The following is a 25,700-nucleotide window of genomic DNA, read 5'->3' as shown; positions in this document are numbered from 1 at the left end:
GTCAGCGGAAGACCAGCTCATCCTCCTGGTCGGGGTTGAGCTCGATTTCACCCTTCTCCGCAAGGTCGAGTGCGAGGTCGGTGATCACGCGGCGCGCCTCCAGCACGTCGCGCTGGTTCGACGGCTCGCCCATCGCGAGCTCGGCTTCGACGACGCGACGGACGCGCGATGCGACCGAGGACAGGATCAGTTCGCGGAAGTGCCTGTCGGTGCCCTTCAGCGCGACCACGATGCGGTCGGTCGGCACCTGGTCGAAGATCATGGTGCGCGCCTTCGGCGCGAGGTTGATGACGTCGTCGAAGGTGAACAGCAGTTCCTTCAGCACCTCGGCCGACTTCGGTCGCTTCTCCGACAGGCTCTTCAGTATGTCCTCGATGTGACCGCGCTCCATCTTGTTGATGATGTCGGCGACACGGGCATAGGTGTCGGCGCCGAGGTTGCGGGCGAAGTTCAGCGTCAGATCTTCGTGCAGCGTCTTCTCGAGGACCTTCATCGCGTCGTCGACGATCGGCTTGAGGCTGAGCACACGCCGCATCAGCTCGTTGCGCAGGCTCGACGGCAGCTGGCTCATCACCTTGGCGGCGCAGGACGGCTTGACTTTGGACAGGATGAGCGCCGCGGTCTGCGGATGCTCCTTGGAGAGGTAGGTCGCCAGCGAATTTTCCGACACCGACGAGACGCGGTCCCACACCGACCGGCTCGAATTGCCGAGCAGGTCCGTCATGATCGCCGAAACCTGGTCGGCCGGAAGCACGTCGCCGAGCACGGCTTCCAGGCCACCGAGGGTGCCGAGAATGTTCGCGCCCATCGAGAACTGCTGGGCGAACTCCTCGACGATTCCCTCGAGCTCCTGCGCGGTGATCGGCCGCAGCTCCGCCGCCGCCTTGGTGACGATGCGGATCTCCTGCGGCTCGAACTGCTGAAGCACGCTCGCGGCCGCCTGCCGGCCCATCGCCAGCAGGAGCGCGGCGACCTTTTCCGTGCCGCCCAGCGTGGTAACGCCTCGCTGCTTGACGGGAGCGATGCCGACCGGTGCCGCCATGGTCAGGTATCACCCTGCCCCAGCGGCCCGACGATCTCCGTGAGCGAGACGCCGAAGCGGGAATTGTCCTCTTCGACCACGACCACCTCGCCGCGGGCGACGATGCGGCCGTTGACGACGACGTCGACGGGCTCCCCGACCCTGTGATCGAGCGGAACCACCGCGCCACGGCCGAGCTTCATCAGGTTCGCCACCGGAATGGTCGCCGAGCCGAGCACCACCTGCATGGTGACGGGAATGCGCAGGATGGCGTCGACATTGGCGAATTTGCCGGTCTCCTCAGCCGTGCGCTGGGCGATCTCCGCCAGCCGCTCCAGCGGGGACGTCTCGGCCTCTCCCGATGCAGATGCAGACTCATAATCGAAGGATTGCGCCATTTGGTATCGCCTTTTGGTATTTCCATTCCCGGAACGCCGCTGCGCTCCGATCGTCGTTGTCCCGCCGGTTCGGGCTTCAGTGCTTGTTCACGTCCGCGCCGCCGGCGGCCGCGGCAGATGCGAGCCCGCTTCTGGCATCGAGCGCCGCGATCGCCTCGTGAGCCTGGTCGATCTTCGCGCTGAGCACGTTGGCGAGCCGTCCGAGATTTGCAGTGGAGTCATGTGCCGCGGTGATGACCGTGTCGAAGGTGCCCGCCGTCTCGTGGACGATGGTCGAGAATTCGCCCTGATAGCTGCGCAACCGCGCCAGCTCGCGGTGCATCTTGGTCACCCGCATGCTGGTGAAGGCGAGCGCAATGAGCAGCACGGCATCAACGAGATAGGATATCATCGACGAACTCCCGCTTCTGATCCACGGGATCTGCCACCTGCATGGCATAATAGCCATCCAGCTGGCCGATCTGACACCAGAACAGCACCTGATTGTTGCTTTCGAGACGAGCCAGCGTGCGCGGCGTGGCTTCGAGCTCGAGCACCTGCCCGACCTGGAACTTCACGACGTCGCCGAGCGTCACCATCTTCTCGTCGAGCACCGCGCTCAACGTCACCTCGGTCCGATGGACCTCGCTCTCCATCTGCTCGCGCCAGCGCGGATCAGTCGCGCGGCCGTCGCTGACGACGACGTGAGCCAGCTTTTGCCGCAGCGGGTTGAGCGCGGAATGCGGGACGATGAGGAACATCTGACCGCCGCGATAGAGCGCCTGCACCATGATGTTCGCGCAGATCGACATGTTGCTACTACGCCCGATCGCCAGCGAGGCCATCGCAGTCTCGACCCGTTCGACTCGGAAGGTGACGTTGGATGTGCCGGCGAAGGCGGATTGCAGAGCCTTGGCGAACCGTTCGAACAGCGCCTGGACCAGCCGGATCTCGATGTTCGAGAAAGTACGCTCGACGTCGAGCGGCGGCTCGGCCCCGTCGGAGCCGAACATCGCCTCGACCATCGTGAACACGAAGTCGCGATCCAGCATGATGATGACACGCGAGTCCCACTGCTCGGCATAGAGCACGGCGGCGACCGCATTGCCCTCGTAGTCCTTGATGATGTCGCCGAGGGGGTCGTTGGTAATGCCGTTGACCGAGAAATAGCAGGGCGTTCCCGCCATCGGCTGGAGGCTGTCCGTGCACGATGCCGCCATGCGATCGAAGATCACATTGAGCATCGGCATGCGTTCGATGGAAATACCCGCCGCATCCAGCAGGTAGTTCGGCAGCTGCTTCCGCTGGTCGACCTCGACGTCTTCCATCGTCATGCGCGGGCCGCCTTCGGTTCAGCGTCGGTCGGGACGGCCTTGGGGCCTGCGATCGTCTCGTTCTCGACGACGTCGATCGAGGGACGTTCGTTGCTGGAGATCATCTTGCGGCCGTGCTCGACCGCGATCTGCGGCATGGCGCCGTTCATGAAGGCCAGCAGCGTCTGCTTGACGATGATGTAGGGCCGGCACCTCTTCTCGCGCGTCATCTTGATCTTGATCGCGAAGGGCGAAATGATGCCGTAAGACAGGAAGATGCCGGCGAAGGTGCCGACCAGGGCCGCACCGATGAAGCCGCCCAGCAGCTTCGGCGACTGGTCGAGCGCGCCCATCGCCTTGATGACGCCGAGCACCGCAGCGACGATGCCGAGGGCCGGCAGCGCCTCGGACACCGTCACCAGCGAATGGTAGGGCGCCAGCTTGCCCTTCACGATGGTGTGGATCTCCTCGTCCATCAGCGCTTCGATCTCGTGCGTGCGCGCGTTGCCCATGATGATGAGACGGACATAATCGCAGATGAACTGGAGCAGCGAGGGGTCGCCGAGCACGCTCGGGAACGCCTTGAAGATCTCGGAGGACGAGGGATCGTCGATGTGCGCTTCCACCTCGTTGCGGCCCTTGCCCCGCAACTCACGCATCAGAGCGTGCAGCGCCCCGAGCAGGTCGAGGTAATAGCGCTGCCCCGGCACCGCGCCGGTGATGGCCTGCATGCAGGCGACCCCGGTGTCGACGACCGTCTTCCACGGATTGGCCACGATGAAGGTGCCGACCGCGGTGCCCATGATGATGACGAATTCCCATGGCTGCATGAGCACGGCCAGATGCCCGCCCATGGCGGCAAATCCGCCCAGCAGCGCCGCCACCGTGATGAAAATCCCCACGAAACTGAGCAACGCGCCACTCCATCGCCGATCCCACCGGGAATATCTAGTCGGCGACGCTTGCGCGAAGCTGGCTTCCCGCATCGCCAGCCTCGCGCAAGCAATCCGCGGCAGCTTGGGACGAAGTCGCAAAAGCGGCCATAGGGGCGCGTGTCATGCTATCCACCATCGCGGATTACACCAGACTGACCACGGACCTGGGCAAGTCGATGACGCAGGTCGCGCAGGAGCCCGACGTCAGCCGCGAGACCGATTATTTTCTCAGCCATATCGGCAATGTGAAGACGATCGACGACTTCCTGAAGGACTATCGCCTCTACAGCTATGCGATGAAGGCCTACGGCCTCAGCGACATGACCTATGCCAAGGCGTTCATGCGCAAGGTGCTGACCGAGGGGGTCTCGGACAAGGACGCCTTCGCCAACAAGCTCACCGACACCCGCTACCGGCAGTTCGCCACCGCCTTCAATTTCGCCGCGCTCGGCGACCAGGCGACCCAGACCACGGCAGCCACGACCGGTACGGCGACCCAATACGTCACGCAGACGATGGAGGAGAAGGCCGGCGACCAGAACGAAGGCCTGCGGCTGGCGCTCTATTTCACCCGCAAGGCCTCCACGATCACCAACGCCTACCAGATCCTCGCCGACAAGGCGCTGACGCAGGTGGTGCAGACCGCGATGGGCTGGCCGTCGACGATCAGCTCGTCCGACATCGACATGCAGGCCAAGATGATCACGGACAAGATCGATCTCACCGATTTCCAGGATCCGACCAAGGTCACCAAATTCGTGCAGCGTTTCGCGGCGATGTGGGATGCGACCCAGGCCCAGGCCGACACCTCGACCAATCCCGCGCTGGTCCTGATCGCCGGCGCCGCGACGTCGATCAGCATGGATACCAACATGCTCACGACGCTTCAGAACATCAAGTTCAACAGGTAAGTCATGCAATCCGCTCTCTATGTGGGATTGTCGGCGCAGGTCGCCCTCGAAAAGCGCCTCCAGACGATCGCCAACAACGTCGCCAACGTCAACACGGCGGCATTCCGCACCGACGTCGTGAAGTTCGAGACCGTGCTGTCCAAGGCCGGCGCGAACCCGGTCGCGTTCTCCTCGCCCGGCGACAACATCATTTCGCGCGAGCAAGGCAACATCACCGAGAGCGGCAATCCGCTCGACGTCGCCGTGGTGGGACAGGGCTGGCTCGCCTTCGCCGGCCCGAACGGCACGGTCTACACGCGTGACGGCCGGCTCCAGATCGCCGCCAACGGCGACCTTCAGACGGTGTCCGGCTTCCCCGTCGTCGACGCCGGCGGCGCGCAGATCACGCTCGACCCGAACGGCGGACCGGTCTCGATCTCGCGCAGCGGCGCGATCACCCAGGACAACAACGAGATCGGCACCATCGGCCTGTTCAACATTCCCGCTGACGCCAATCTCGAGCGTTACGGCAATTCCGGCGTCACGCCCGACCGGCCTGCGACCGCGATCGCCGATTTCTCCCGCGACGGCTTCAAGCAGGGCTACGTCGAGGGGTCCGGCGCCAATCCGATGATGGAATTGACCAAGCTGATGGCCGCCTCGCGCGCCTTCGACGGCACCAATTCGATGATCGAGGGTACCGAGAGCTCGCTCCAGAACGCAATCCGGACGCTGGGCGAGCCGGGCAAATAGACTTGCAAGTAGAGTGCGCCGCGTGCGCAATGAGGGTGGACGGTTTCCTTGAACGCTCTTCGGCAACTCGAGTGGGCGCTGCTGGAGCTTCAGCAGAGCACTCCCCTGGCCAGCGTCAGCGGCGCGATCTCCGAGATCGCGCCGACGCATTTCCGTGTCTCCGGCCTGTCGCGCTTCGTCAGGCTTGGTGAGCTGATCGGCGTCAACTCCGGCGGCAAGCCCCAGATCGGCGAAGTGGTCCGGATCGACAGCGACGGCATCATCGCCAAGCCGTTCGACCGGCAGTTCGGCGGCGGCCTCGGCTCCGTCGCCTACCGGATGCCGCCGCTGTCCTTCGCACCCGATCCGAGCTGGAAGGGCCGCGTCATCAACGCGCTCGGCGCCCCGCTGGACGGACAGGGTCCGCTCACGCCGGGATCGCGCGCCGTCTCGGCGGAGGCCGAGGCACCGTCGGCGATGAAGCGCGCGCGCGTCCACAAGCCGCTGCGCACCGGCGTGCGCGTCATCGACCTGTTTTCCCCGATCTGCGCCGGCCAGCGCGTCGGCATCTTTGCCGGTTCCGGCGTCGGCAAATCGACACTGCTCGCCATGCTCGCCCGCAGCCAGGGCTTCGACACCGTCGTGCTGGCCCTGGTCGGCGAGCGCGGCCGCGAGGTGCGCGAATTCATCGAGGACGTGCTCGGCAATAACCGCAGCCGCGCCGTCACCATCGTATCGACGGGAGATGAAAGCCCGATGATGCGGCGGCTGGCGCCGAAGACGGCCATGGCCGTCGCCGAATATTTCCGGGATCGGGGCGAATCGGTCCTGCTCATGGTCGATTCGATCACCCGCTTCGCCCACGCGGCCCGCGAGGTCGCGCTCGCCGCCGGCGAGCCCGCGGTGGCGCGCGGCTACGCGCCGACGGTCTTCACCGACCTGCCGCGTCTTCTGGAGCGCGCCGGCCCCAGCGAGGAGGGATCCGGCACGATCACCGGCATTTTCTCCGTGCTGGTCGACGGCGACGACCACAACGAGCCGATCGCCGATACTATCCGCAGCACGCTCGACGGACACATCGTGCTCTCCAGGCACATCGCCGACCAGGCCCGCTATCCGGCCGTGGACGTCCTCGCCTCGGTCTCCCGCCTCGCCCACAACGTCTGGGACCCCGAGGAACGCGAATTGGTGAGCAAGCTGCGCACCATGATCGCCAAATACGAGGACACTCGCGACTTGCGCCTGATGGGTGGATACCAGTCCGGACGCGATTCGGGCCTCGACCAGGCGGTCGACATGGTTCCGCGGATCTACAGCGCGATGCGGCAGGACGCTTCGGCGCCGCCGAGCGCCGACCCGTTCCGCGAGCTCCGGGACATGCTCAAGGGCGACTGAAGCGCGATGAGATTCGGATGAATCGTCATTGCGCTCTAGGTTGTTGTTTACACATGATCTTTCCGGGCAACCGCTTCGCACTTTGCACCGACGCCGCCCTCCGGGCCCGGATCATGCCTTAGCAGGCCGGGACGGGGCGCGCGGCGCCCGCGGTTTCGCCTTGCACATCGTGGCTGCCGTCCTTTCTCTCATGAGCGTTTCAACCGTTCGGAGGAGCATGGGCGGCCGCGTGGCAGGCGAAACGAATCGTCGATTCTCCGAATCGCGCCCACAACAACTGCCGCGTGCAATTCCTGCGGGTTCCCTCGGGCAATTCTCCCGCAGATCGCACAAGTTGTGGATGATTCATCGACACACATCGCCTTTGTCATGCACAAGCTTCGATCAACCTGCATCAACGGCAGACATCAACATGCTGTGCAATCAAACCGTCGTATAGTTGCGTGCATGTTGCCCGCGGGACAGTGTATTGCGTTCACCATCATGTGTCCTCGGGAACGAGATTGTCTTGAACGTTACATTCGCCTGCGACGACATCCAGTCTCCGAGAGCGTCTCTACTTGATTTTGTTGAGAAGCTCATTCATCGTTTCGGCGGAAGATAAGAAACGTCTGCGTGTGACTTGAACTTCAGGGGCTTCGGTTGAACAACTCCGATCCATCATCTGCTGGTGACGGCAACTCGGGCTCCCGTGCGACGCGATTGGTGTGCCATCAGCGACGCAGCCTCACGCTCCGGACTGCACCCCGCGCATCGGTCCGTGTCGGACGCGCTGCGATCCGTGCCTTCGAGCCGAGGCCGGGCATGTCATGCTCATCGGACGTCTCCAGAGGTCTGACGTTCCTCGAAGGATTCGCGAGCCAGGGCGCAAGGCGGCTTCGGGACGCCGCAGACGAAGTTCCGGGGGCGAGGTAGGAATCCATGCCATTGGCAAGAGAAGCCGTCGAGCTGCTGGTCCAGGCGGCGAGGGCTTGGTATTTTGAAGGCAATCAGCATGGATTGCGCGATCGGGAATGGATGGCGCTGCGCTTCCTCGGCCGCGCCAACAGGTTTTCGCGCACACCGTCCGCACTCGCAGGCTTCATCGGCGCCACCAGGGCGACGGCGTCGCAGATCGTGAAGACGCTGGAGAGCAAGTCCTTCCTGGTGCGCAAGCCCTCGCATGAGGACAAGCGTTCCGTGGTGCTCCACGTCACCGCGCAGGGCGAGAAGTGCCTGAGCCAGCACGACCCGATCAACCACGTGGTGAATGCGGTCACGGCACTCGGGACCGACGAGTGCGTCCGCTTGCGCGACTCGCTGCGGGAGATCCTCAATCACCTCGACGCCGCGCATCAACGGCTCGATGCCAGCATCTGCCGGGACTGCATGTTTCTCGCCGAACGCGGCCCAAGCATCGGTCCGGCCGCCGCAAAGGGACGGGCAACCGCCGAGTTCATGTGCCGGTTGTATCGCGCCCCTGTTTCGCTCGATGAGACCGAGCTGCTCTGTACCAGTTTCGAGCGCACCCGCGACCGCCCCAAGATCGAGGAGCATCTCGATCGCGCCCGCGTGGCGAGCCAGGGCTGAGGCGCGCAATTTCCGGCGGCTCGCGAGAGCAAGACTTGCGGATAGTTTCACGGGCATTCGTGTAGCCGCCTCTCCGTTATCCTGAGGTGCGAGGCATGGGACGCAACGCGTCCCATGGGGAGCCTCGAAGGATGAGCGGCCCCGATGCAGCCGGGCCGTCGCCCTTCGAGGCTTGCTCTGCAGCGCGTTGCGCAGCAGAGCGCGCACCTCAGGGTGACGGACATGGAGTTCGGCTCGTCTCGCCAGCCTCAGCACTCCTGACATCGGACACGCCTTTGCATCCTCGCGGCCTAATTCGCCCGAGCTTTGCTTCGTCGCTCCGTCCTCTTGTCCAAGAGGGCGCAGGGAAGGCCGGGTGCCGGCGGCACCCGCGGTCCGCTGCGCGAAAAGCACACGCAGAGAAGACCGCACAGCAGCATACAGGTGAAGCCCAACACACGGCCTTCCCTGCGCGATGGTCGGACGGCTTATGCCGTGCTCTCCCGGGAGCCGAATTCCTTCTGGCCTCCCTCACCCCGCGAATTGACGATGCCGTCTACCCGGTTGGGCTCGCGCGCATCTTCGCGAAAGGCTTGACCGTAGCAACGACGGTCAGGACCACACGGTTTTGCCGTACGCGCGTTCGTTGGCGCCACAGGGTTCGATAGCGTTGTGCACGTTGCCATCGAAATGCTGGCGTGACGAACTCACAGCGCCGCTCGTCCGCACGCGGTTACGAGCTCACAGGGACTACCCGCCCTGCCCGCTACCTGTTCGTGCCGACGCTGCCGCGTCCACCGCAAGCCCGGCTCGCGCATCGTGACGATAACATGATCGCCCCTCAAGGATGAGCCGGGATGGGCGATACATACGATAAATCCGAATTTCGGTAAAGTGGAATATTTTTGCGCGGGCGGGTTGACAGGCAGAGCGACACAGCCCGGTCCCGTAGCCCGGATCAGCGACTTTGTCCGCCGTAGCTCGAAGAAGCGAAGGCGGAAGCGACATCCGGGACCTTCGCGAGAGAATTCCCGGGTATCGCTGCGCTCACCCGGGCTACGGGACTTCGGCGCCCCCGGGCCTCAAATGATCCGCACAACAAAAAACACCCGGCGGTTTCCCGCCGGGTGCTCTTTGAGATCTTTCGACAGATCTTACCAGTTGCGCTGAGCGCGGAGGATCATGGCGATCGAGTCCTGATCCTTCAGCTCGTAAGTCGCGGCCGGCTTGGCGGTCGTGCTGGACGGGGCGATGGCAAGCGTTCCGGCGTACTTCTGGTCGAGGTGTGTCCAGGAGAGGTCGGCCGAGAAGGTCAGGTTCTTGACCGGGGTCCAGCGGGTGACGATACCGAGCTGACCGATCGCGAAGTCCGGGTTACACGAGGTGACACCAGCCAGGCCACCGAACACGCCGCCAGCACCACCGGCGCCGCAGATCGTGGTCTTGGCCAGCGTGCCGAACTGGGCCTGAGCGTAGGCACCGTAGAGCGCGCTGTTCCAGTAGGGATCCCAGTTGTGGGTGTAGGCGCCACGGAAGCCCCAGGTCTTGACGGTTTCCTGCTGGCTGCCGGTCACGAAGACCGTGTCCGGAGCATTGGCGAAGCCGACGCTGCCGTAGGCAGTGCTCGAGCTACCGTACAGCGCGTAGCTGCTGCCCGACAGGTTCTGGAAGTTATAACGGGTCGCACCGTCGGTGTAGACGGCCTGGATGTTGATCGTGTCACCCGCGCCGGTCGGGATGTTCTTGATCGACAGAGCGAGCTGAACCGCCCAGCCCCACTTGTCGTCGGGGTGGCCGGTGGTTTCGGTCGCGCCGTAATAGCCCACGTGGTTGTCATGCGCAGCCACCGACGCCTGGAACAGACCCCAGGCCTGGTCGACACGCACCTGACCGACGAGGTTCGGCGAGCGCGAACCGCCGATGGCGTTGGTGCCGTACGAGCCGCCGAGGATGCCGGAGGCGGTCGCGCCGGTCATGTTGAGGTTGCCGGCCTGATAGTACGCGGTCGCATCTTCAGCCGAGAACGACGCCGTCACGCCCTGGCCGAAGTCGGCCGTGTAGGTGAACTGGGTGACGCCGGTCACGGTGCCGCTGCCGCCGACGAGGTTGTCGGTGATGTTGCCGGGATAGTTGGTCCAGGGCGCGTCGAACTGCGACACGGCCTTACCCATCGTGAAGCCGGCGAACTGGATGAAAGCGTAGTACACGCCGAGCGCACCAGCCGAGGTGTTGCCGTCGGTGCCGTTGACGTTGCCGCTGCCCGAGCCGACGAGGCCGGTGCCCGCAGCGTTGAGACCGAGCGTACCGCTGTACTGGGTAGCACCCGTCGCCGAACCGGTGGGCGTATAGTTGCCGGTGGTCCAGGTGAACACGCCGTCGAAGAAGGTACGGACGACGCCGTACTCGGTCGCGGTGCGCGTGTCGATGTTCAGGTCTTCACGAGCGCGGAAGGTGTAGTAGTTCATCAGGCGGTTGCGAGCACCGGCAGTGCCGCTCTGGTTCGGATTGAAGTCCGAGTTGGAGCCCAGCACGGCGTCAGCGCGCAGGTAACCACCGAGCTTGATGCAGGTGTCGGTGCCCGGGATGTAGTAGAAGCCGGCGCCGTAGAGCGAGCAGACCTTCACGTATTCGACGGCCTTGGCCTTCACGGGGAGATCGGCTGCGAACGCACCGGAGACGGCCATCAGGCCGGCTGCCGAGCCGAGAAAGAGCGTCTTCGTCAACTTCATTAGATAAACCTCCAGGTCGATTCAGGGGGCTCGGCTCCTCGGTGGAGGCCGCTTGACCCTCTCAAGTTCCGTTCAATTCAGGTCCGCACTGAAGGTCCGGACTGAAACGACAGCGAGGTGCCCCCCCTCCGTCGTGGCTTCACATATAGTTTATAAAAACAATCGCCTCAATTCATTGATTTAGTGAAGCGCAAGTTCAGAAAGGGATGTTGCCTACGCGCAACAGGAGGCAAATGCCGCGATACAAGTAACTGAAATAAAAGAAAAAGCCCTCAGGGGGCATCCCGAGGGCTTTCTTGGAGGTCTCACATCGCCGGTCATTGACAGTGGTCAAGAGCAGCAAATTCTGAGTGCGAAAAGACGTAACTTAATCAATTGCTTTCTGCAAGCATTAAGTGTCGACACGATTTCCCCAATGAAGGGTTCCGCGCACGATATGCGAGACGGCCTGCCAATATCCCGGTAAAAGGATGATCAAAGCCAAAAACAAAAATGGTCAACGGGGGAAGCCATATGATCGAGAAGAAGCTCGACCGGGCGATTACGGACTTCATCTGGAACATCGTTGAAATCCACTCGCAGCTGGAGGACATCCACGGCAGCTGGGCCGGACTGCTCGGCATCACCGAGCCGCAATGGCTGATCCTGATGGCCATCACCGAGCTGGACGAGGGGCGAGGCGTCGCCGGAATCGACATTGCGAACAAGCTGCGGATCCACCCCGCCTTCGTGACCAACCAGACCAAGAGCCTCGAGAAGAGCGGCTTCCTGTCGCGACGGCCGGCGGCCGACGACGCCCGCTTCGTTCTGATGTCGCTGACGGACAAGGCGACGGCGGACATCGAAAAACTGTCCAAGCGGAAGCTCGCCCTGAATTCGACCATGTTCAACGAGCTCGACGAGAAGGCCCTCGCCGATCTGAATGCCGCGCTCGCGACCATTGCCAAGAATGCCCGGCTCGCTGCACGGCTGCTGGCCATCGACGTCTCGTGATCGGCGGTCTTCCTGACGCAGCATGATCTGCGCCGCGTTCGTCGCGAGAAGAACGCAGCGCATTCTTGGGGATCATGCGCTAGAGGTAGGTTACGGGATCGAGGCGACGGGCAGCTCCGAGTTTGGCCTCGAGCCACTCGAAAATGAAATCGTCCACCGTGACGAAATTCTCGACCTCGCCCAGAGGATACGGGATGCGGTTCGGCACGACGACCGAGCAGTCGGCTCCGGCCTGACGATAGCCGGCTTGCAGCTCGAGGGCCTGCTGTTCGTGCATCATCGAGCGGCTCCCTACCACCATGAGAAGCGGGCAGGCCATTCGGCGTGGCGACGGCAACGGACGCAGCGAGGCTCCGCCCTCGACGACCTGCTCGACGCCTGTCATCCAATGAACCGATGCTTGGCGCGTGACCAACCGCAAAAGACCGCCGTCGCACACGGCGGCGGCTATCCTGCGATCCGAAAGGACAAGGCGGGAGGCATGACTGGCGCCCGCCCCTTCGCCGTAGATCGCTATCCGCTGCGAGTCGACATCCGGACGAGCCTCCAGATAGTCCAGCCAGCATTGGAGGATATGCTCCTGTCTGAGCGGGCCACGAACGGGCGAATTGCCGGCATCGATGAGCAGAAGTGACATGTTGCGGCGAAGCGAGGCGGGCAAGAGCCTGCTCATCATCGAGGCCAGGGTGATGTCCTCGTCGGCGATGCAGATGACCGCGGGCGCAGAAGGCCCGTGACAGAGCGCCGGCAGGAAGAATCCGGTCAACGCTCCCTGATCGAAGCCGTCGATCTCCACGCGCTCGATCGCTTGGGCCGCATCGTCCGCGAAGCTTCTCAGGCTGAAACCGACCCTATCGGCGAAGTCGGTACTCGCGAGATCGTCCGGACCAGACAGGCTTCGCGCGACCTCGAACGCCATCAGCGCGCATATCCACGCTTCGCACGCGACGATCCGGCCGGCACCATCCGCGCGCGCGGATTCGGCGGAGCTCCGATAGTCTTCCGCGACCCTCAACCAGTCTGAAACCCACAGATGCCTGTGCGCCTCACGCGCAAGCTCCGCGACAGACAGGCTTTCGAAAAATTCGGACGCGCGCTTTCGCAAGCGTACCAGGCTTCCACCGGCTCCATCGCAGGAGCCGTGAGGCCAATGATCACCTTCCATTTCTTTCCCCGAACGACGCCGTCAGCGATTGGCCAGGTTTGCCGGCTGCGCTGTCAGCGCAACGCCGTGCTCACCTGCTCGATGCGATCCCAGGCGTACCTGGTCGCGTGCATCGCGCTTGCGTCTGCTGATGCTGTCGGCCTCGTCGATCCGTCTCGCTGCCATTCCGCACAGGGACAGTACACCCCCCTCGCGGAATCGAGCCTTTGGTGAAGCGAGACCCCATCCGAGGTTCATTTCGTCTTCGCTTCGCGCGCGCGAGGGCACTGGACCACACGGTGTGTCGCCCCCATCAGCCGGTCTCAACACAAGTTGCACGCCGGCTCCAACTCAATCGTCACGTCTCAGCTCCGTTGCTGATCTACAGTTACGGCCCCGCCCCACATTGCCATTTTTGCGGTCTTGCGTTTGTAGTTTTTTGTTGCGGCTGACGATTAAAATTTGGATGCCGTTTGATGATGGAAGAGGCATGACCGGTATCGGCCTCTCATGAACGTCTTATGTGCGCATCCGGCGCGCCGCCAATCACCGCAGCAACGAAAGATGCGGCCGATTGCCGCCTCATCGACGAGACAGCTCCTGGGCCCCGCTCATTCGCGCACCGCGTGACGGCGTATGATCGCCTCGCTCTGGCGAGCCGGGTGAGACATGCATTCCGGGACGTCGGGAAATAACTTGTTTCAAGCAACGAGCGGATCTGCAGACCCCTGGCCGGATGGAGATCCGTCACACTTCGCTTGTCGCGGCACGACCGGGGCGTGCCCGACCTTCCGCATCTTGTATGCATTATCCCAGTTGCCATTGCCGGCTACTTCGCTTTACATGCCTGCAAATCGCCCCCCGCGAACGACGGCTGGGGCTCAAAAATCACATGACATTCCAAGGGACGAAACATGGCGCGTAACATTCTGATTCTCGGGGCTTCCTACGGCTCGCTGCTGGGCACGAAGCTGCTGATGGCGGGGCACAATGTGACCCTGGTCTGCCGCGCCAAGACCGCAGAGCTCATCAATCGCGACGGTACCGAGGTGCGCATCAAGTTGCGCGACGAGGCAGTGCACCGGGCAATCTTCTCGCGCGACCTGCCCGGCAAGCTCGACGCGGTGACGCCGGCCGATGTCGACGTCTCCCGTTACGATCTGGTCGGCCTCGCGATGCAGGAGCCGCAATACACCAACCACACGGTGCGCGTCCTCATGGTCAAGATCGCCGCGGCGAAGCTGCCGTGCCTGTCGATCATGAACATGCCGCCGCTGCCCTACCTGAAGCGGATTCCGGCGCTCGCCGACATGGATCTCGAGGAGGCCTACACCAATGCGCAGGTGTGGGAGCGGTTCGAGCCGGGACTGGTGACGCTGTGCTCGCCCGACCCGCAGGCCTTCCGCCCGCCGGAGGAAGCCGCGAACGTGCTTCATGTCGGCCTGCCCACCAACTTCAAGGCGTCGGTCTTCGCGGACGAGAAGCACAACAAGCTGTTGCGCGAGCTCGAAGCCGACATCGACGCGGTGACGCTCGACGGCCACGACGTGCCGGTGAAGCTGAAGGTGTTCGACTCCCTGTTCGTGCCGCTGGCGAAATGGTCGATGCTGCTCACCGGCAATTACCGCTGCATCACGCCCAACGAACCGCAATCGATCCGCGACGCCGTGCATGGCGATCTCGCACGCTCGCAGACGATCTACGACCATGTCGACGCCGTCGCCCGCCGCCTCGGCGCCGATCCGCAGGACCAGGTGCCGTTCGCGAAATATGCCAAGGCCGCGGAGAGCCTGCTCAAGCCGTCGTCGGCCGCGCGCGCGGTGGCGAGCGGCGCGCCCTTCATCGAGCGCGTCGACCTCCTGGTGAAGCTGATCTCGCATCAACTCGGCGTGCCCAACGCCGAGATCGACCGCACAGTGGAGACTGTGGACCAGAAGCTGAACGAGAAGATCGTGCAGGGCGGGTCGGGCGCACAGTAGCGGACCGGCGTCGACACTTGCCGGCGTCGCCGGCGTTCACGCGCTCAGGAAGGATTGAAGCCAGATCAGGCCGGTCACGGCGACGAGCGTGACCGCGCCGGTGCGCGTGATCAGGTCGGGCCGCCCGAGACGACGGGCACCATGGCCGAGCGTTGCGCCCAGTGTCACCCACGCAGCGCCGGCCGTGACGATCAGAAGCGCGATCATACCGAGCCGGGGCAGCAGCTCGAACAGCCCGCCCTGAAGCGGCAGCAGCAGGAAGGCGAACACCATCGCCTTCGGATTCAAGAGCGTTGTGAGCAGCACCTGGCGGAACGTCACCACCGCGCCATGGCGCAGCTCGCGCGCGTTGACGCGCCAGAGCATGACGGCAAGGCCCAGAATGTAGACGGTCACCGCCACGCGGAGCACGACAGCCGCAAGCGGGACGCCGCTCACGACGGGCCCAAGCGCCAGCCGCAGCAGTGCAATCGCCGAAAGATAGCCGCACAGCTCCGCCGCCAGCAGATGAAGCGAGCGCGAGATACCGACCCCCGCCCCCGATGTCGCGAGCAAGGTGTTGGTCGGTCCCGGCATGGCGAGAAGAAAACAGGTCGCCGTGAAGAAGGTCAGGAAGTTCATGCCCTCGGCTAGCAGGCAACGCGCCGACAGGCCTTGATCTGGGTCATGCGATGACGGGACGTCCCTGTCGTCCCACCACGGATTGTTCCTGGTGTGATGCTGCAGCAACGCGGCGCGACGTCCTAAGTCCGCCGCTCCTCATCACGCAAACGTGTCGCCTCACGCGGCGCGGGCGCACGCACCGCAGATATCACGACTGCGTGACGACGATGCGTGTCGCGTCTCCTCTCCTGGCGCTGCGCGACGCCGAAACGGCCGTGCTTGACGGCGAATGGAGCCGGGCCGCGCGCGTTTCACGTTTGCAAGCCACTTCGCAGTCGACCGTGGTCGCCATGCGTGATCCCGCAATTGCGCAAGTGCTGCATGCGTGCATGTCGGGCTCGACTTGTTGTTTGGCAAAACGGAGAAAGATAGCTTTGTGAGTAAGTCATTATCTTCACAACCGGCAACTCGCCGCCATTCCCCGGCACCGGACTGCGATGCCGGCGTCCGGGATCGGACGACAACAACAAGAAAAGACGATGGACCAGGCGATGCTGAGCGTCGTCCGCGCAGTCGAGGCAGGCGCGACGACGATGAAGGGCGTGATCGACGCGACCGGGCTCTCCCGTCTCAAGATCGAACGTGCGCTGACTGCGCTCGAGAGGCAGAAGCTGCTGGTCCGCGACGGCCAGGGCTTTCGTGCGACCGGCCTGCCGAAGGCCGCGACGCCCGCGCGGCAGTGCGGCTCGTGCAATGCCTGCTGCGATATCCTCGAAGTGGCCGGTGTCGACAAGCCGGCCAACCAGCTGTGCCGGCATTGGCAGCAAGGCACCGGATGCACCATCTACGAGCGCCGTCCGCAGATGTGCCGGTCGTTCGTCTGCGGCTGGCTGCAGGGCCATCTCGACGACGACTGGTTCCCGGCGAAGTCGGGCATCGTGGTGCATTTCAGCCAGGATGCCGTCAACGTCACCGTCGACGACGATTGTCCCGATCGCTGGCGCCAGGAGCCCTATTTCAGCAAGCTGGCCGAATGGTCGCTGAACGGGATCAGGCGAATCGGGAATCGCGGATATGCGACCCTGATTGTCTCCGGCACTGAGCGGTTCCTGCTGCTCGGACGCACCGTCGTGCCCGGGCCGACATTGTTCGGAACGGCGTTCCTGCCGCTCACCACAGACACCTTCCGGTTCTGGCGGGCGAGATCGCCCGAGCATTTGCAGCGGCTGCACACGCGCATCGCCGAGATCGAGCGGATCAGGCAGGAGTTCGGCTCCTGCGCGATTCCCGCCAACGAGGACGACGATCCGCAAGCGCCCTACCGACCCGCACTGCTACGGCTCTCGAATCACGCCTGAACGCCGCCGTGGGCAACGCGGCCCGATTCGCGCTGCAGCGCTCGACGCGCCGCGGCGGGATTGATAAGCCCCTGTCCGCGGATGATGGGGACTTGAGTCGGGGACATGACGGTTGCGATCGAGATGGGGCAGACCACGGCAGGCGCCGCGGCCGCCATGGACCTCGAGGAACTCTTGGCGACCCGTCTCCTGGTGCAGGGCAATTCGGGCTCCGGCAAGTCGCATCTGCTCAGGCGCCTGCTGGAGCAAAGCGCGCCCTGGGTGCAGCAGGCCATCATCGATCCCGAAGGCGATTTCGTCACGCTGGCCGAGCGCTTCGGCCATCTCGTGATCGACGCCGAGGACCACACCGAGCGGGGCCTCCAGGTTGCCGGCGAGCGCGCGCGGCTGCATCGCGTCTCCACCGTGCTCAATCTCGAAGGGCTGGATGCCGAGAACCAGATGCGGCGCGCCGCCGCGTTCCTCGGCGGGATGTTCGATGTCGACCGCGACCATTGGTACCCGATGCTGGTGGTGGTCGACGAGGCCCAACTGTTCGCGCCGGCGGTCGCGGGGGAAGTCTCGGACGAGGCGCGAAAGCTCTCGCTCGGCGCGATGACCAATCTGATGTGCCGCGGCCGCAAGCGCGGGCTCGCCGGCATCATCGCGACCCAGCGCCTCGCAAAGCTCGCCAAGAACGTCGCGGCGGAAGCCTCGAACTTCCTGATGGGCCGGACCTTCCTCGACATCGACATGGCCCGCGCCGCCGATTTGCTCGGCATGGAGCGGCGGCAGGCGGAAGCCTTTCGCGATCTCGAGCGCGGCCAGTTCATGGCGCTGGGACCTGCGCTGTCGCGCCGTCCGCTGCGTTTGAACATCGGCCCGACCGACACGAGCCCGCGCAATTCCACGCCGCGGCTGATGCCGCTGCCGGGAGCAATGCTGGAGGATGCGCGCGCCGTGATCCTGGCGGCGCCTCCGCCCGATGCCAGCCGGCCGCAGCGCCGGCCGGCGCCGGATCTGCTCGAGCAGCTTCGCGCTGCGAAGGCCGCAGCCGCGCCGGAAGCGCGCGCGGAGCCGATCGAGGTGCCGGTCAGCGCCGAAGAGCTCGCCGAACGGCGCGAGCGCGTGGATCGTACGCTGCGGGCCGTGCTCGCTGAGCCCGATGCCGGCTTCCGCGCCATCGGCGTGCTGTATCAGGAATTCGTGGTCCGCTGCCGCATCGAAGGGCTCGGCGCGGCGGTGCCTGATCTCAACGAATTCCGCCGCATGCTGACGCATGCGCGCGCCGGCGTCGGCACCGATCTCGCCGAGGACGACGCCTGGCAGGACGTGTCGCTGCGCGCCTCGATCCTGCCCGACGACATGCAGGGCGTGTTCATGATGATCGCGCGCGCGGCCAAGGAAGGCTGGCCCTGCCCCGGCGATGCCGCGATCGCCCGCGCCTATGGCTCGCATTCGCTGCGCCGGGCGCAGCGCCTGCTCAGCTATATGGAGGAGCAGGGTCTCATCGTCGTCCAGCTCGACGGCGGCGGACGCCGGATCGTGACGCTTGTGGAGCTGGCCTGGGCGACCGCGCCCGGCGATCCCAATGGCGACGAGTTGCCGGCCGAGCCGGCGCAGAGCGCGGCTTCGGCCTGAGCGTCAGGCGGCTTCAGAACCGCCGAGATAGGCGTCGCGCACGCGCGGATCGTCCTTCAGCGCGCGCGCCGGGCCTGACAGCACGATCTTGCCGGTCTGCAGTACATAGGCCTCGTGCGCGATCTCCAGCGCGAGGCTGGCGTTCTGCTCGACCATGAAGACCGAGACGCCCTCCTGGTTGATGGTGCGGATCAGCTCCAGCACGCGATCGACATAGAGCGGCGACAGGCCCATGGTCGGCTCGTCCATCACGATCATGCGTGGCCGGCTCATCAGCGCGCGCGCCATCGCCACCATCTGCTGCTCGCCGCCGGACAAGGAGCCGGCGCGCTGCGACAGCCGCTGGCCGAGCTTCGGGAACAACGTCAGCATCCTGTCGAGATCCTGCGCGACAGCATCGCGGTCGTTGCGCACGAAGGCGCCCATCAGGATGTTTTCACGCACGCTCATGTCGGCGAACAGCCGCCGTGCCTCCGGCACCGAGGCGATGCCGCGGCGGACGATCTGCGGCGTGGTCAGTCCCAGCAGCGAGGCACCATCGAAGGTCACATCGCCCGAGCGCGGCTTCACCAGGCCCAGAATGATCTTCATCGTCGTCGACTTGCCGCTGGCGTTGCCGCCGAGCAGGCAGACGATATGGCCGCGCGCGACCGTGATCGACAGGTCGAAATGCACCTGAGCCTGGCCGTAGAAGGTGTTGACGTTGGACAACGCCAGCAGCGGTTCGGGTGCGCTCGTCGTCATGCCGCGCTCTCCTGCTCCGCCGTCCCTGATAGCCCGTGGCCGAGATAGGCCTCGATCACCTTGGGATCGTTGCGGACCTCCTCGCCGGGCCCTTCCGCGATCTTCTTGCCCTCGTCCATGACGATGACGCGGTCGGACAGGCGCATCACCATCTCCAGCTTGTGCTCGATCAGGAGGATGGTCAGCCCTTCGGCTTTCAATTCGGCGACGAGCGCCTGCATCTCCGCGGTCTCGGTCGGGTTCATGCCGGCAGTCGGCTCGTCGAGCAGCAGGAGGCGCGGCTTCAGCGCGAGCGCACGCGCGATCTCGACGCGGCGGCGGTTGGCGTAGGACAGGCTATAGGCGGGCTGGTCGATCCGCGGCAGCAGCCGCTCGCCGAAGCGCGCGAGGATGGCCTTCACCTCTTCGCGCAGCCGTTCCTCTTCCGCCTTGACGCTGGCGGGGCGCAGCAGCGCCAGTCCCAACTCCAGCAGCGGGCCGATCACCGGCACGGCCGGCTTCACGGCGCGCAGCCGCGTGTGGGCGCCGATCAGGACATTGTCCATGACGCTGAGATTGCCGAACACGCGGCCAAGCTGGAAGGTGCGCGCGATGCCTTCGGCCGCAAGCCGTTCCGGCGACAGCCCGGTGACGTCCTGGCCTTCGAAGCGCACAGTGCCAGCGTCGGGTCGATCAAGCCCGGTCACGAGATTGAACAGCGTCGTCTTGCCGGCGCCGTTGGGGCCGATGATGCTGATGAGCTCGCCCTTGGCGAGATCGAGATCGATGGCGTCGACCGCGGTAAGGCCGCCGAAGCGGCGCGTCAGTCCGCGCAGGGACAGCATGGGATGGTGCTGCTCCGCCATCAGATCGTCCCCAGCAGGCCCTGCGGCCTGAACCGCACCAGCAGCAGGAGCACGATGCCGTAGATCAGGATGCGATACTCGGCCGCGATCCGGAAGACTTCGGGCAGGCCGACCAGCGCCACCGACCCGACAACCGCGCCCACGACATTGCCGAGGCCGCCGAGGATGACCACCGTCAGCGCCAGGATCGATTGCTGTGTGTTGAAGGTCTCGTGGTTGATATAGGAATAAAGATGCGCGGCGATGCCGCCGCTGACGCCGGCAGCAAAACCGCCGAAGATGAAGGCGAGCGACTTGTAGCGGTTCAGGCTGAGGCCATAGGCGCGCGCGGCGATGTCGTCGTCTCTGATAGCGCGGAAGCTGCGGCCGAGATGCGAAGTGAGCAGCCGCCCCTGGAGCAGCGCCAGCACGACCATCACGACAAAGCTGAACCAGTAGATCGATGTGGGGCTGATCAGGTCATAGCCGAACAGCGACAGTGGCGGGATGCCGGAGATGCCGATCGGGCCGCGCGTGACGCTCTCCCAGTTCAGGATCACCAGCGACACGATCTCGCCGATCGCGAGTGTCGCGATCGAAACATAGTGCCCGCGCAGGCGGAAGGACGGCGAGATCAGCAGCGTGCCGAGCGCAGCGCTCATCAGGCCGCCGCCGATCACCGCGAGGCCGACCGGGACGTTGAGCGTCAGCGACAGCAGCGCGGAGGTGTAGGCACCAATCGCGAGCAGCGCGGCGTGTCCGAGCGAGACCTGGCCCATCGTGCCCGCGACCAGCGTCAGGCTCAGCGCGAGCATGCCGAGCAGCCAGGCGTTTATCAGGGTCTGGAGCACGTAGAAGGACACCGGGAAGAACGGCAGGACCGCGAAGACCGCGGCTGCGACAGCCAAGGCCCAGCGCGGAATGCGCACCGGGCGGCTCGGCGCGATGAAAGTGCCGGTGAGCGGCTCGGGCGGCGCCTGCCGCGCGCTGGCGAACAATCCGTTCGGCCGCAGCACGAGCACGACGACCAGCAGCAGGAACGCGAACAGATTGCGGTAGCTGGTGCCGAACACGGCGACGCCGTAGCTCTCGACGAGGCCCAGCAGCAGGCTGCCGATCACCGCGCCCGGCACGTTGCCGGCGCCGCCGACGACTTCCGCAACGACGCCCTTCAGCGTCGCCTGCAGGCTCATCGCGGTGTCGATCTGGTTGTAGTACATGCCGACCAGCATGCCGGAGACGCCGCCGAGCGCGGCGGCAATGCCGAACACCGCCTGGTTGACGCGGTTGACGTCGACGCCCATCTGCATCGCCGCGTCGCGGTCTTGCGAGGCGGCACGCACCGCCCAGCCGAGCTTGCTGTAGCGCAGGAACACGAACAACAAGAGCGCACTGGTGAGGCCGACGCCGGCGATGAGCAGATCAAGCGGGCCGATCGTGCCACCGCCGAGCTGGAAGCGAACATCGGGGAGCTGGCTCGGCAGCGCGCGCGGATTGGGCGAGAAGGTCAGCATCACCAGCTGATCGAGCACGAAGCTGATGCCGATGGTCGCGAGCAGCGGCGCGATGCGCACCGAATTCTGCAGCGGCCGCAGGCCGAACCGTTCGATGATCAGGCCGACCACCGCCGCGGCCGCCGCGACCACGATGATGGTGAGGGGCAGCGGCGTGTGCAGCTGCACCACCGCGACCCAGCCGATATAGGCGCCGACCAGATAGATCGAGCCTTGCGCGAAGTTGATCAGCCGGCTGACGCCGAAGATCAGCGCGAGCCCGACCGCGACGAGGGCATAGACATTGCCGACGATCAGCCCGTTGATCGTGTAGTCGAGCCAGGAAGACAAACGTTGGTCCCCGCGTAAGAAGGAAAGTGGCCGGAGCGGTGCGCTCCGGCCATCAGGTCAGGTCGGCTTGCCGTCCCAGAGCGCGAACTGGCCCTTGCGCACGACGAGCTCGGCGTTCATGGCGCCCTTGACGCGGCGGCTCTCGACGTCGAACGTCGCCGAGCCGAAGATGACGCTCGAGACATCCTTCACCTTGGTGAAGGCGTCGCGGATGGCGCGGCGGTCGGTGCCGCCGATCTTGACGACGGCGGCCGCCATGTTCATCGCGTCATAGGCATAGGCGTTGAAGGCGTCGGGCTCCTGCCCGTTGTACTTGGCCTTGAACCCGGTGATGAATTTCTTCACCTCGGGCCTGGGATCCTCGGGGAAATAGCGCGTGCCGAGATGGACGTCCTCGACCGCCTCGCCGCCGAGCTCCAGGAATTTCGGCGAGTAGACCGAGCTTGCGGCGCAGATGGTCTGCTTCAGACCGACCTGGCGCGCCTGGCGCGCGATCAGCGCGCCGTCGGAGTAATAGGAGATCAGGATCAGCCCGTCCGGATTGGCATCGCGCACGCGCACCAGCGTCGAGCGGAAATCGCGCTCTTCCGCGATGTAGCCCTCGGTGACCGCGACCTCGGCGCCGTATTCCTTGGCGGCCTTGACGAAATAGTCGCGGCTGGTGCGACCCCAATCGGTGTTGAGATGCAGCACTGCGAGCTTCTTGAGGCCGAGGCGCTTGACGGCATAGGCCGCCAGCAGCGGCTGCTCGTCGGCCTGGCTCACGGACGTGCTCCACATGAACTCGCCGCCCTTGGTGAAGTCGGGGTGCGAATTGGTGAAGCCGAACTGCACGAGGCCGCCGCGCTGGTAGATCGGGGAGGCCGCCATCGATGCGGGACTCGAGAAATCGCCGAGCTCCAGCACGATGCGGGGATCGGAGACGAACTTCTGGGCGATCGCCACCGACTGCCGCGGGTCGCTCTGGCTGTCCTCGAATTGATAGGCGAGCTTGCGGCCGTTGATGCCGCCGGCAGCCGTGATCTCGTCGAGCGCGAGGTCAAAGCCCTGCTTCCACTGCGTGCCATATTGCGCATTCGGTCCCGTCAGGGGGCCGCTGACGCCGAGCAGGATCGGCTCGGAGGATTGCGCAAACGCGCTACGCGAGAAGGCCGCGCCCGCCATCATGACGGCAAGCGAGCCTTTGACCAGGGTACGACGATCGATGTTGCTCATGCACGGCTCCATCCACTTTAGTTGATACAAGCAGCAATTTCCATGCCGGTGAGATTGCCTATTTCGAGGGCTCGCCAAGCGACAGCATCAGCCGGTTCGCCCAGTTGAAGAACGAAGCGCCGTTGATGACGTCGACGATCTCGGCGTCGTCGAGCCCGGCGCGGCGCAGCTCCGCGATATTGTCGGGCCCGAATGCGATCGGCGTCTCGGCCAGTGCCACTGAGGCTTTAACGACGGCGTTCCAGCGTTCGCCGAGATCGGCACCGACACCTTCGTCGAGCAGGCGCTGCACGTCGTCGCGACGCTTGGAATAGGTGCTGGCAAACCGCGCATGCACGGAGGCGCAATAGATGCAGCCGTTGTAGCGCGAGGTCGCAGCCGCTGCGAGCTCGCGCTCGGCGCGCGGCAGGCCGTCGGCGACATTGTAGAAGATGTCCTTGTCGGTCTTGGTGCGGGCTTCCAGCACCTCGGGATCGCGCACCAAGAGACGAAAGTATTCCGACTTGGCGCGGGCGCGATCGACAAGGCCGGCAAAGTGTCGCTCGGTCAGCTCAGCCTCGGGCAAGGGATCGATCCACGACACCCAGCCGAGCTCGTCCTGGGTGAAGACGACGGGCGGATTGACGGTGCTCATGATGCAACCTCCTACGCGCTTGCTGCGGCGAGCGTGCGCAAACCGCTGACGACGCGCACCTGGAACGACAGGAACGCAACGAGCTGAGAGAACGTGACGATGCCGGTGTCCGACCAGCCGGCGGCCAGCAACGCCTTCATGTCGGCCGCGGCGGCATCGCGCGGACGGAACACCAGCAGATGCGCATGTTCGAGCGCGGCAACCAGCCGGGCGCCGAACTCGGGCTTGCGCTCGGCACTCACGCGGTAGATCAAGCCAGCCTTGTTCTCGACCGACAGCGGTCCGGCCGCAAAGGCGCCATAGGGACCCGACGTCTTGCCGCGCTCGATTTCGATCTGGATCGGCTCGACCAGCGCCGCTCCGTCCGCATTCGCTGCGAGCTTGTCGCGATAGAAGGCGGCTACGGGAGACTCGCCATGAAGTCCCGTCACGAAGGTCGCGATCGCGGCGCGCTCAAAAAGCGAGAAATCGCCGGCGTCGATCGGCTCGAACAGCGAGAGATAGCTCTTCTGCGCGTTATCGCGCGCCTGCAGCCGCCGTGCGCGGATCGCGTCGAGGGTGGAGCCGGGCTCGATGCCGGCGAGCGTGTCGATGATATCCTTCGGTGCCATCATTCAGCCTCGTGCAACGCGATCACATTCATCCCGGCTAGCCTGCGAGAGCAACGTCTTTGGCCACCGTCCGGCTCCAGCCCAGTGCCGGCGCGACCTTGTCGGCGACGAGCTCGATCGAGCGCAGGACATAGGGATGCGGCGCATCGACCGAATGCACCTGGAAGACGAGATCGGTCACCCGCCCCAGCGTGGCATCGGTGCGGAGCGAGGCGATCACCTCGTCGGCGGCGCCGACATGGGTGTCGAACGCCTCGATCATCTCCTCCAGCGTCTCGCCCGGGGGAAGGTGACCGCCCTTCATGAATTGCGGCAGTGCGCGGCGCAGTCCGATATCGGCAAGCCGCATCGCCTCGCGATGGTCATCGGCGACGAAGACGCTGCGCGAGGCCATGATGCGCGGCTCGCAGCCCGGCGGCAGTGCTTCGAGATAGGCGTCGATGATCGGGTTCTGGATCTCGGCGAGCGTCGCCTTCGGCGCGTCCTTGGATCGCGGCTGGGTGCGCGAGAGCAGGAGGCCATCACCGGCCTTGCCGGCGCGGGCGCCGCCGGCGACGGAGAACGTCGCCTGCCAGATGCGCTTGTCCAGTTGCGGCCGCTGCGGATAGAGCGTGTCGCCGCCGTCGAGCGGCTTTCCGGTCAGTGCCATGCGGACGATTTCCAGATTGCGGGCAAAGATCTCGTTGCGCTGGGCGCCGTCGAGGCCGAAGGCGGCGAAGGCCGACGGATTGCCGCCGGTGCCGACGCCAAGCTCGAAGCGGCCGTTGCAGAGGAGATCGAGCACGGCGGCATCCTCCGCCACCCGCACCGCGCTCTCCAGCGGCAGCGTGACGATGCCGGTGCCGAGGCGGATGCGCGAGGTTTGAGCTGCGACATGGCCGAGGAAGGTGAAGGGCGACGGCAGGCCGCCCTCGCGCTCATGAAAATGATGCTGCGCGATCCACGCGGAATCGAGCCCGGCCTTCTCGGCGCGCACGATCTGCTCGGCCGCGAAGCGATAGCGGTCCGCCGGCGGCGCCTCGTCGAGCAGCCGCGTGAAGAAGCCCAGGCGTTTCAGGTTTGCAAAGCGTTTCATACGATCCCTGTCGGGCGAGGATGGGCCCCGATGATGTCGGTTGCCGCAGCTCCAGACAAGCGGGCATTGCGCAAGGCTGCCCGCCGGATCATCCCTCCTGCGCTGGACTCTGGCTG

Annotated in this window: 24 protein-coding genes; 9 read left to right on the top strand and 15 right to left on the bottom strand. The window is 65.0% G+C overall.

Features of this window, described 5'->3' with window-relative positions; genetic code table 11:
- Nucleotide 1: 1 nt before the first annotated feature.
- From ACVJ19_RS17185 to motA, 5 genes are all read right to left on the bottom strand, one after another.
- Nucleotides 2-1,042 (bottom strand): flagellar motor switch protein FliG, encoded by a 1,041-nt coding sequence (locus ACVJ19_RS17185; RefSeq protein ID WP_453950230.1) that lies wholly within the window; start codon nucleotides 1,040-1,042, stop codon nucleotides 2-4.
- 2 nt (nucleotides 1,043-1,044) lie between these two features.
- On the bottom strand, nucleotides 1,045-1,419 hold the full coding sequence (gene fliN / locus ACVJ19_RS17180) for a flagellar motor switch protein FliN (protein WP_453950229.1): 375 nt from the start codon (nucleotides 1,417-1,419) through the stop codon (nucleotides 1,045-1,047).
- A gap of 76 nt (nucleotides 1,420-1,495) precedes the next feature.
- Nucleotides 1,496-1,810, bottom strand: coding sequence for a hypothetical protein (locus ACVJ19_RS17175; RefSeq protein ID WP_453950228.1), 315 nt, complete (start codon nucleotides 1,808-1,810; stop codon nucleotides 1,496-1,498).
- Entirely contained in the window at nucleotides 1,791-2,732 is a 942-nt protein-coding gene (locus tag ACVJ19_RS17170) for a flagellar motor switch protein FliM (protein WP_453950227.1), read from the bottom strand. Before ACVJ19_RS17170 ends, ACVJ19_RS17175 begins: the two co-directional genes overlap by 20 nt.
- On the bottom strand, nucleotides 2,729-3,625 hold the full coding sequence (motA, locus tag ACVJ19_RS17165) for a flagellar motor stator protein MotA (RefSeq protein WP_453950226.1): 897 nt from the start codon (nucleotides 3,623-3,625) through the stop codon (nucleotides 2,729-2,731). The genes ACVJ19_RS17170 and motA overlap by 4 nt, the downstream gene beginning before the upstream one ends.
- Before the next feature lie 197 nt (nucleotides 3,626-3,822).
- Here motA and ACVJ19_RS17160 point away from each other — a divergent pair, with 197 nt between their 5' ends.
- The 4 genes from ACVJ19_RS17160 to ACVJ19_RS17145 all read left to right on the top strand — a co-directional run bounded on the left by ACVJ19_RS17160 (nucleotide 3,823) and on the right by ACVJ19_RS17145 (nucleotide 8,232).
- Nucleotides 3,823-4,557, top strand: a complete 735-nt coding sequence (locus ACVJ19_RS17160) for a DUF1217 domain-containing protein (protein ID WP_456739526.1) — start codon at nucleotides 3,823-3,825, stop codon at nucleotides 4,555-4,557.
- A gap of 3 nt (nucleotides 4,558-4,560) precedes the next feature.
- A complete protein-coding gene (gene flgF, locus ACVJ19_RS17155) occupies nucleotides 4,561-5,289 on the top strand; it encodes a flagellar basal-body rod protein FlgF (RefSeq protein ID WP_018641270.1) in 729 nt (242 codons plus the stop codon).
- A gap of 48 nt (nucleotides 5,290-5,337) precedes the next feature.
- On the top strand, nucleotides 5,338-6,663 hold the full coding sequence (gene fliI, locus ACVJ19_RS17150; protein WP_453950225.1) for a flagellar protein export ATPase FliI: 1,326 nt from the start codon (nucleotides 5,338-5,340) through the stop codon (nucleotides 6,661-6,663).
- 921 nt (nucleotides 6,664-7,584) lie between these two features.
- Nucleotides 7,585-8,232 carry a MarR family winged helix-turn-helix transcriptional regulator gene (locus ACVJ19_RS17145; protein ID WP_453950224.1) on the top strand — a complete coding sequence of 216 codons (648 nt, stop codon included), beginning with the start codon at nucleotides 7,585-7,587 and terminating at the stop codon, nucleotides 8,230-8,232.
- Nucleotides 8,233-9,365: 1,133 nt separating this feature from the next.
- On the opposite strand, the gene ACVJ19_RS17140 is transcribed toward ACVJ19_RS17145, so the two are convergent.
- Nucleotides 9,366-10,940: a porin gene (locus ACVJ19_RS17140; protein WP_456739404.1), complete on the bottom strand. Its 1,575-nt coding sequence runs from the start codon at nucleotides 10,938-10,940 to the stop codon at nucleotides 9,366-9,368.
- Nucleotides 10,941-11,453: 513 nt separating this feature from the next.
- Between ACVJ19_RS17140 and ACVJ19_RS17135 the strand changes: the two genes are divergently transcribed.
- Complete coding sequence (locus ACVJ19_RS17135) at nucleotides 11,454-11,933, top strand: MarR family winged helix-turn-helix transcriptional regulator (protein WP_453950223.1); 480 nt, start codon at nucleotides 11,454-11,456, stop codon at nucleotides 11,931-11,933.
- Nucleotides 11,934-12,012: 79 nt separating this feature from the next.
- Here ACVJ19_RS17135 and ACVJ19_RS17130 read toward each other — a convergent pair whose 3' ends face one another.
- Nucleotides 12,013-13,098, bottom strand: a complete 1,086-nt coding sequence (locus ACVJ19_RS17130; protein WP_453950222.1) for an alpha/beta hydrolase — start codon at nucleotides 13,096-13,098, stop codon at nucleotides 12,013-12,015.
- Between ACVJ19_RS17130 and ACVJ19_RS17125 the strand changes: the two genes are divergently transcribed.
- Both ACVJ19_RS17125 and ACVJ19_RS17120 read left to right on the top strand, forming a co-directional pair.
- The gene (locus ACVJ19_RS17125; RefSeq protein ID WP_453955323.1) at nucleotides 13,084-13,311 is read left to right on the top strand and encodes a hypothetical protein; all 228 of its coding nucleotides are present in this window, start codon (nucleotides 13,084-13,086) and stop codon (nucleotides 13,309-13,311) included. The genes ACVJ19_RS17130 and ACVJ19_RS17125 overlap by 15 nt on opposite strands.
- 680 nt (nucleotides 13,312-13,991) lie before the next feature.
- Nucleotides 13,992-15,056, top strand: coding sequence for a ketopantoate reductase family protein (locus tag ACVJ19_RS17120; protein WP_453950221.1), 1,065 nt, complete (start codon nucleotides 13,992-13,994; stop codon nucleotides 15,054-15,056).
- Nucleotides 15,057-15,092: 36 nt separating this feature from the next.
- Here ACVJ19_RS17120 and ACVJ19_RS17115 read toward each other — a convergent pair whose 3' ends face one another.
- A complete protein-coding gene (locus ACVJ19_RS17115; RefSeq protein WP_456739403.1) occupies nucleotides 15,093-15,785 on the bottom strand; it encodes a LysE family translocator in 693 nt (230 codons plus the stop codon).
- A gap of 413 nt (nucleotides 15,786-16,198) precedes the next feature.
- Between ACVJ19_RS17115 and ACVJ19_RS17110 the strand changes: the two genes are divergently transcribed.
- Nucleotides 16,199-17,017 (top strand): YkgJ family cysteine cluster protein, encoded by an 819-nt coding sequence (locus ACVJ19_RS17110; RefSeq protein WP_453950219.1) that lies wholly within the window; start codon nucleotides 16,199-16,201, stop codon nucleotides 17,015-17,017.
- Nucleotides 17,018-17,122: 105 nt separating this feature from the next.
- A complete protein-coding gene (locus tag ACVJ19_RS17105) occupies nucleotides 17,123-18,637 on the top strand; it encodes a helicase HerA domain-containing protein (RefSeq protein WP_453950218.1) in 1,515 nt (504 codons plus the stop codon).
- Nucleotides 18,638-18,640: 3 nt separating this feature from the next.
- Here ACVJ19_RS17105 and ACVJ19_RS17100 read toward each other — a convergent pair whose 3' ends face one another.
- From ACVJ19_RS17100 to ACVJ19_RS17070, 7 genes are read right to left on the bottom strand one after another with little or no spacing between them, the layout of a single operon-like run.
- The gene (locus tag ACVJ19_RS17100) at nucleotides 18,641-19,381 is read right to left on the bottom strand and encodes an ABC transporter ATP-binding protein (RefSeq protein ID WP_453950217.1); all 741 of its coding nucleotides are present in this window, start codon (nucleotides 19,379-19,381) and stop codon (nucleotides 18,641-18,643) included.
- On the bottom strand, nucleotides 19,378-20,226 hold the full coding sequence (locus ACVJ19_RS17095) for an ABC transporter ATP-binding protein (RefSeq protein WP_453950216.1): 849 nt from the start codon (nucleotides 20,224-20,226) through the stop codon (nucleotides 19,378-19,380). Before ACVJ19_RS17095 ends, ACVJ19_RS17100 begins: the two co-directional genes overlap by 4 nt.
- Nucleotides 20,226-22,049, bottom strand: coding sequence for an ABC transporter permease (locus ACVJ19_RS17090; protein WP_453950215.1), 1,824 nt, complete (start codon nucleotides 22,047-22,049; stop codon nucleotides 20,226-20,228). Before ACVJ19_RS17090 ends, ACVJ19_RS17095 begins: the two co-directional genes overlap by 1 nt.
- 57 nt (nucleotides 22,050-22,106) lie before the next feature.
- Nucleotides 22,107-23,264 carry an ABC transporter substrate-binding protein gene (locus ACVJ19_RS17085; RefSeq protein ID WP_453950214.1) on the bottom strand — a complete coding sequence of 386 codons (1,158 nt, stop codon included), beginning with the start codon at nucleotides 23,262-23,264 and terminating at the stop codon, nucleotides 22,107-22,109.
- A 58-nt stretch (nucleotides 23,265-23,322) separates the two neighbouring features.
- On the bottom strand, nucleotides 23,323-23,898 hold the full coding sequence (locus ACVJ19_RS17080) for an alkylhydroperoxidase domain protein (RefSeq protein WP_122401784.1): 576 nt from the start codon (nucleotides 23,896-23,898) through the stop codon (nucleotides 23,323-23,325).
- An 11-nt stretch (nucleotides 23,899-23,909) separates the two neighbouring features.
- Complete coding sequence (locus ACVJ19_RS17075; protein ID WP_453955150.1) at nucleotides 23,910-24,509, bottom strand: CMD domain protein; 600 nt, start codon at nucleotides 24,507-24,509, stop codon at nucleotides 23,910-23,912.
- Between the two features lie 37 nt (nucleotides 24,510-24,546).
- A complete protein-coding gene (locus ACVJ19_RS17070; RefSeq protein ID WP_453950213.1) occupies nucleotides 24,547-25,584 on the bottom strand; it encodes a putative FMN-dependent luciferase-like monooxygenase in 1,038 nt (345 codons plus the stop codon).
- Between the last annotated feature and the right edge of the window lie 116 nt (nucleotides 25,585-25,700).

This window comes from Bradyrhizobium sp. USDA 376 (assembly GCF_054063675.1).
Note: the sequence above shows the minus strand (reverse complement) of the source record. Positions and strands in the feature narration are given on the sequence as shown.

What these genes read in the sequence shown, in the direction of transcription:
- ACVJ19_RS17140 (WP_456739404.1), bottom strand. Translation starts at nt 10,940, where the DNA reads ATGAAGTTGACGAAGACGCTCTTTCTCGGCTCGGCAGCCGGCCTGATG.
- ACVJ19_RS17110 (WP_453950219.1), top strand. Translation starts at nt 16,199, where the DNA reads ATGGACCAGGCGATGCTGAGCGTCGTCCGCGCAGTCGAGGCAGGCGCG.
- ACVJ19_RS17095 (WP_453950216.1), bottom strand. Translation starts at nt 20,226, where the DNA reads ATGGCGGAGCAGCACCATCCCATGCTGTCCCTGCGCGGACTGACGCGC.
- ACVJ19_RS17135 (WP_453950223.1), top strand. Translation starts at nt 11,454, where the DNA reads ATGATCGAGAAGAAGCTCGACCGGGCGATTACGGACTTCATCTGGAAC.
- ACVJ19_RS17185 (WP_453950230.1), bottom strand. Translation starts at nt 1,042, where the DNA reads ATGGCGGCACCGGTCGGCATCGCTCCCGTCAAGCAGCGAGGCGTTACC.
- ACVJ19_RS17160 (WP_456739526.1), top strand. Translation starts at nt 3,823, where the DNA reads ATGACGCAGGTCGCGCAGGAGCCCGACGTCAGCCGCGAGACCGATTAT.
- ACVJ19_RS17170 (WP_453950227.1), bottom strand. Translation starts at nt 2,732, where the DNA reads ATGACGATGGAAGACGTCGAGGTCGACCAGCGGAAGCAGCTGCCGAAC.
- ACVJ19_RS17105 (WP_453950218.1), top strand. Translation starts at nt 17,123, where the DNA reads ATGACGGTTGCGATCGAGATGGGGCAGACCACGGCAGGCGCCGCGGCC.
- ACVJ19_RS17130 (WP_453950222.1), bottom strand. Translation starts at nt 13,098, where the DNA reads ATGGAAGGTGATCATTGGCCTCACGGCTCCTGCGATGGAGCCGGTGGA.
- ACVJ19_RS17100 (WP_453950217.1), bottom strand. Translation starts at nt 19,381, where the DNA reads ATGACGACGAGCGCACCCGAACCGCTGCTGGCGTTGTCCAACGTCAAC.
- ACVJ19_RS17120 (WP_453950221.1), top strand. Translation starts at nt 13,992, where the DNA reads ATGGCGCGTAACATTCTGATTCTCGGGGCTTCCTACGGCTCGCTGCTG.
- flgF (WP_018641270.1), top strand. Translation starts at nt 4,561, where the DNA reads ATGCAATCCGCTCTCTATGTGGGATTGTCGGCGCAGGTCGCCCTCGAA.
- ACVJ19_RS17175 (WP_453950228.1), bottom strand. Translation starts at nt 1,810, where the DNA reads ATGATATCCTATCTCGTTGATGCCGTGCTGCTCATTGCGCTCGCCTTC.
- ACVJ19_RS17080 (WP_122401784.1), bottom strand. Translation starts at nt 23,898, where the DNA reads ATGAGCACCGTCAATCCGCCCGTCGTCTTCACCCAGGACGAGCTCGGC.
- ACVJ19_RS17085 (WP_453950214.1), bottom strand. Translation starts at nt 23,264, where the DNA reads ATGAGCAACATCGATCGTCGTACCCTGGTCAAAGGCTCGCTTGCCGTC.
- ACVJ19_RS17075 (WP_453955150.1), bottom strand. Translation starts at nt 24,509, where the DNA reads ATGGCACCGAAGGATATCATCGACACGCTCGCCGGCATCGAGCCCGGC.
- ACVJ19_RS17145 (WP_453950224.1), top strand. Translation starts at nt 7,585, where the DNA reads ATGCCATTGGCAAGAGAAGCCGTCGAGCTGCTGGTCCAGGCGGCGAGG.
- ACVJ19_RS17070 (WP_453950213.1), bottom strand. Translation starts at nt 25,584, where the DNA reads ATGAAACGCTTTGCAAACCTGAAACGCCTGGGCTTCTTCACGCGGCTG.
- fliN (WP_453950229.1), bottom strand. Translation starts at nt 1,419, where the DNA reads ATGGCGCAATCCTTCGATTATGAGTCTGCATCTGCATCGGGAGAGGCC.
- ACVJ19_RS17125 (WP_453955323.1), top strand. Translation starts at nt 13,084, where the DNA reads ATGATCACCTTCCATTTCTTTCCCCGAACGACGCCGTCAGCGATTGGC.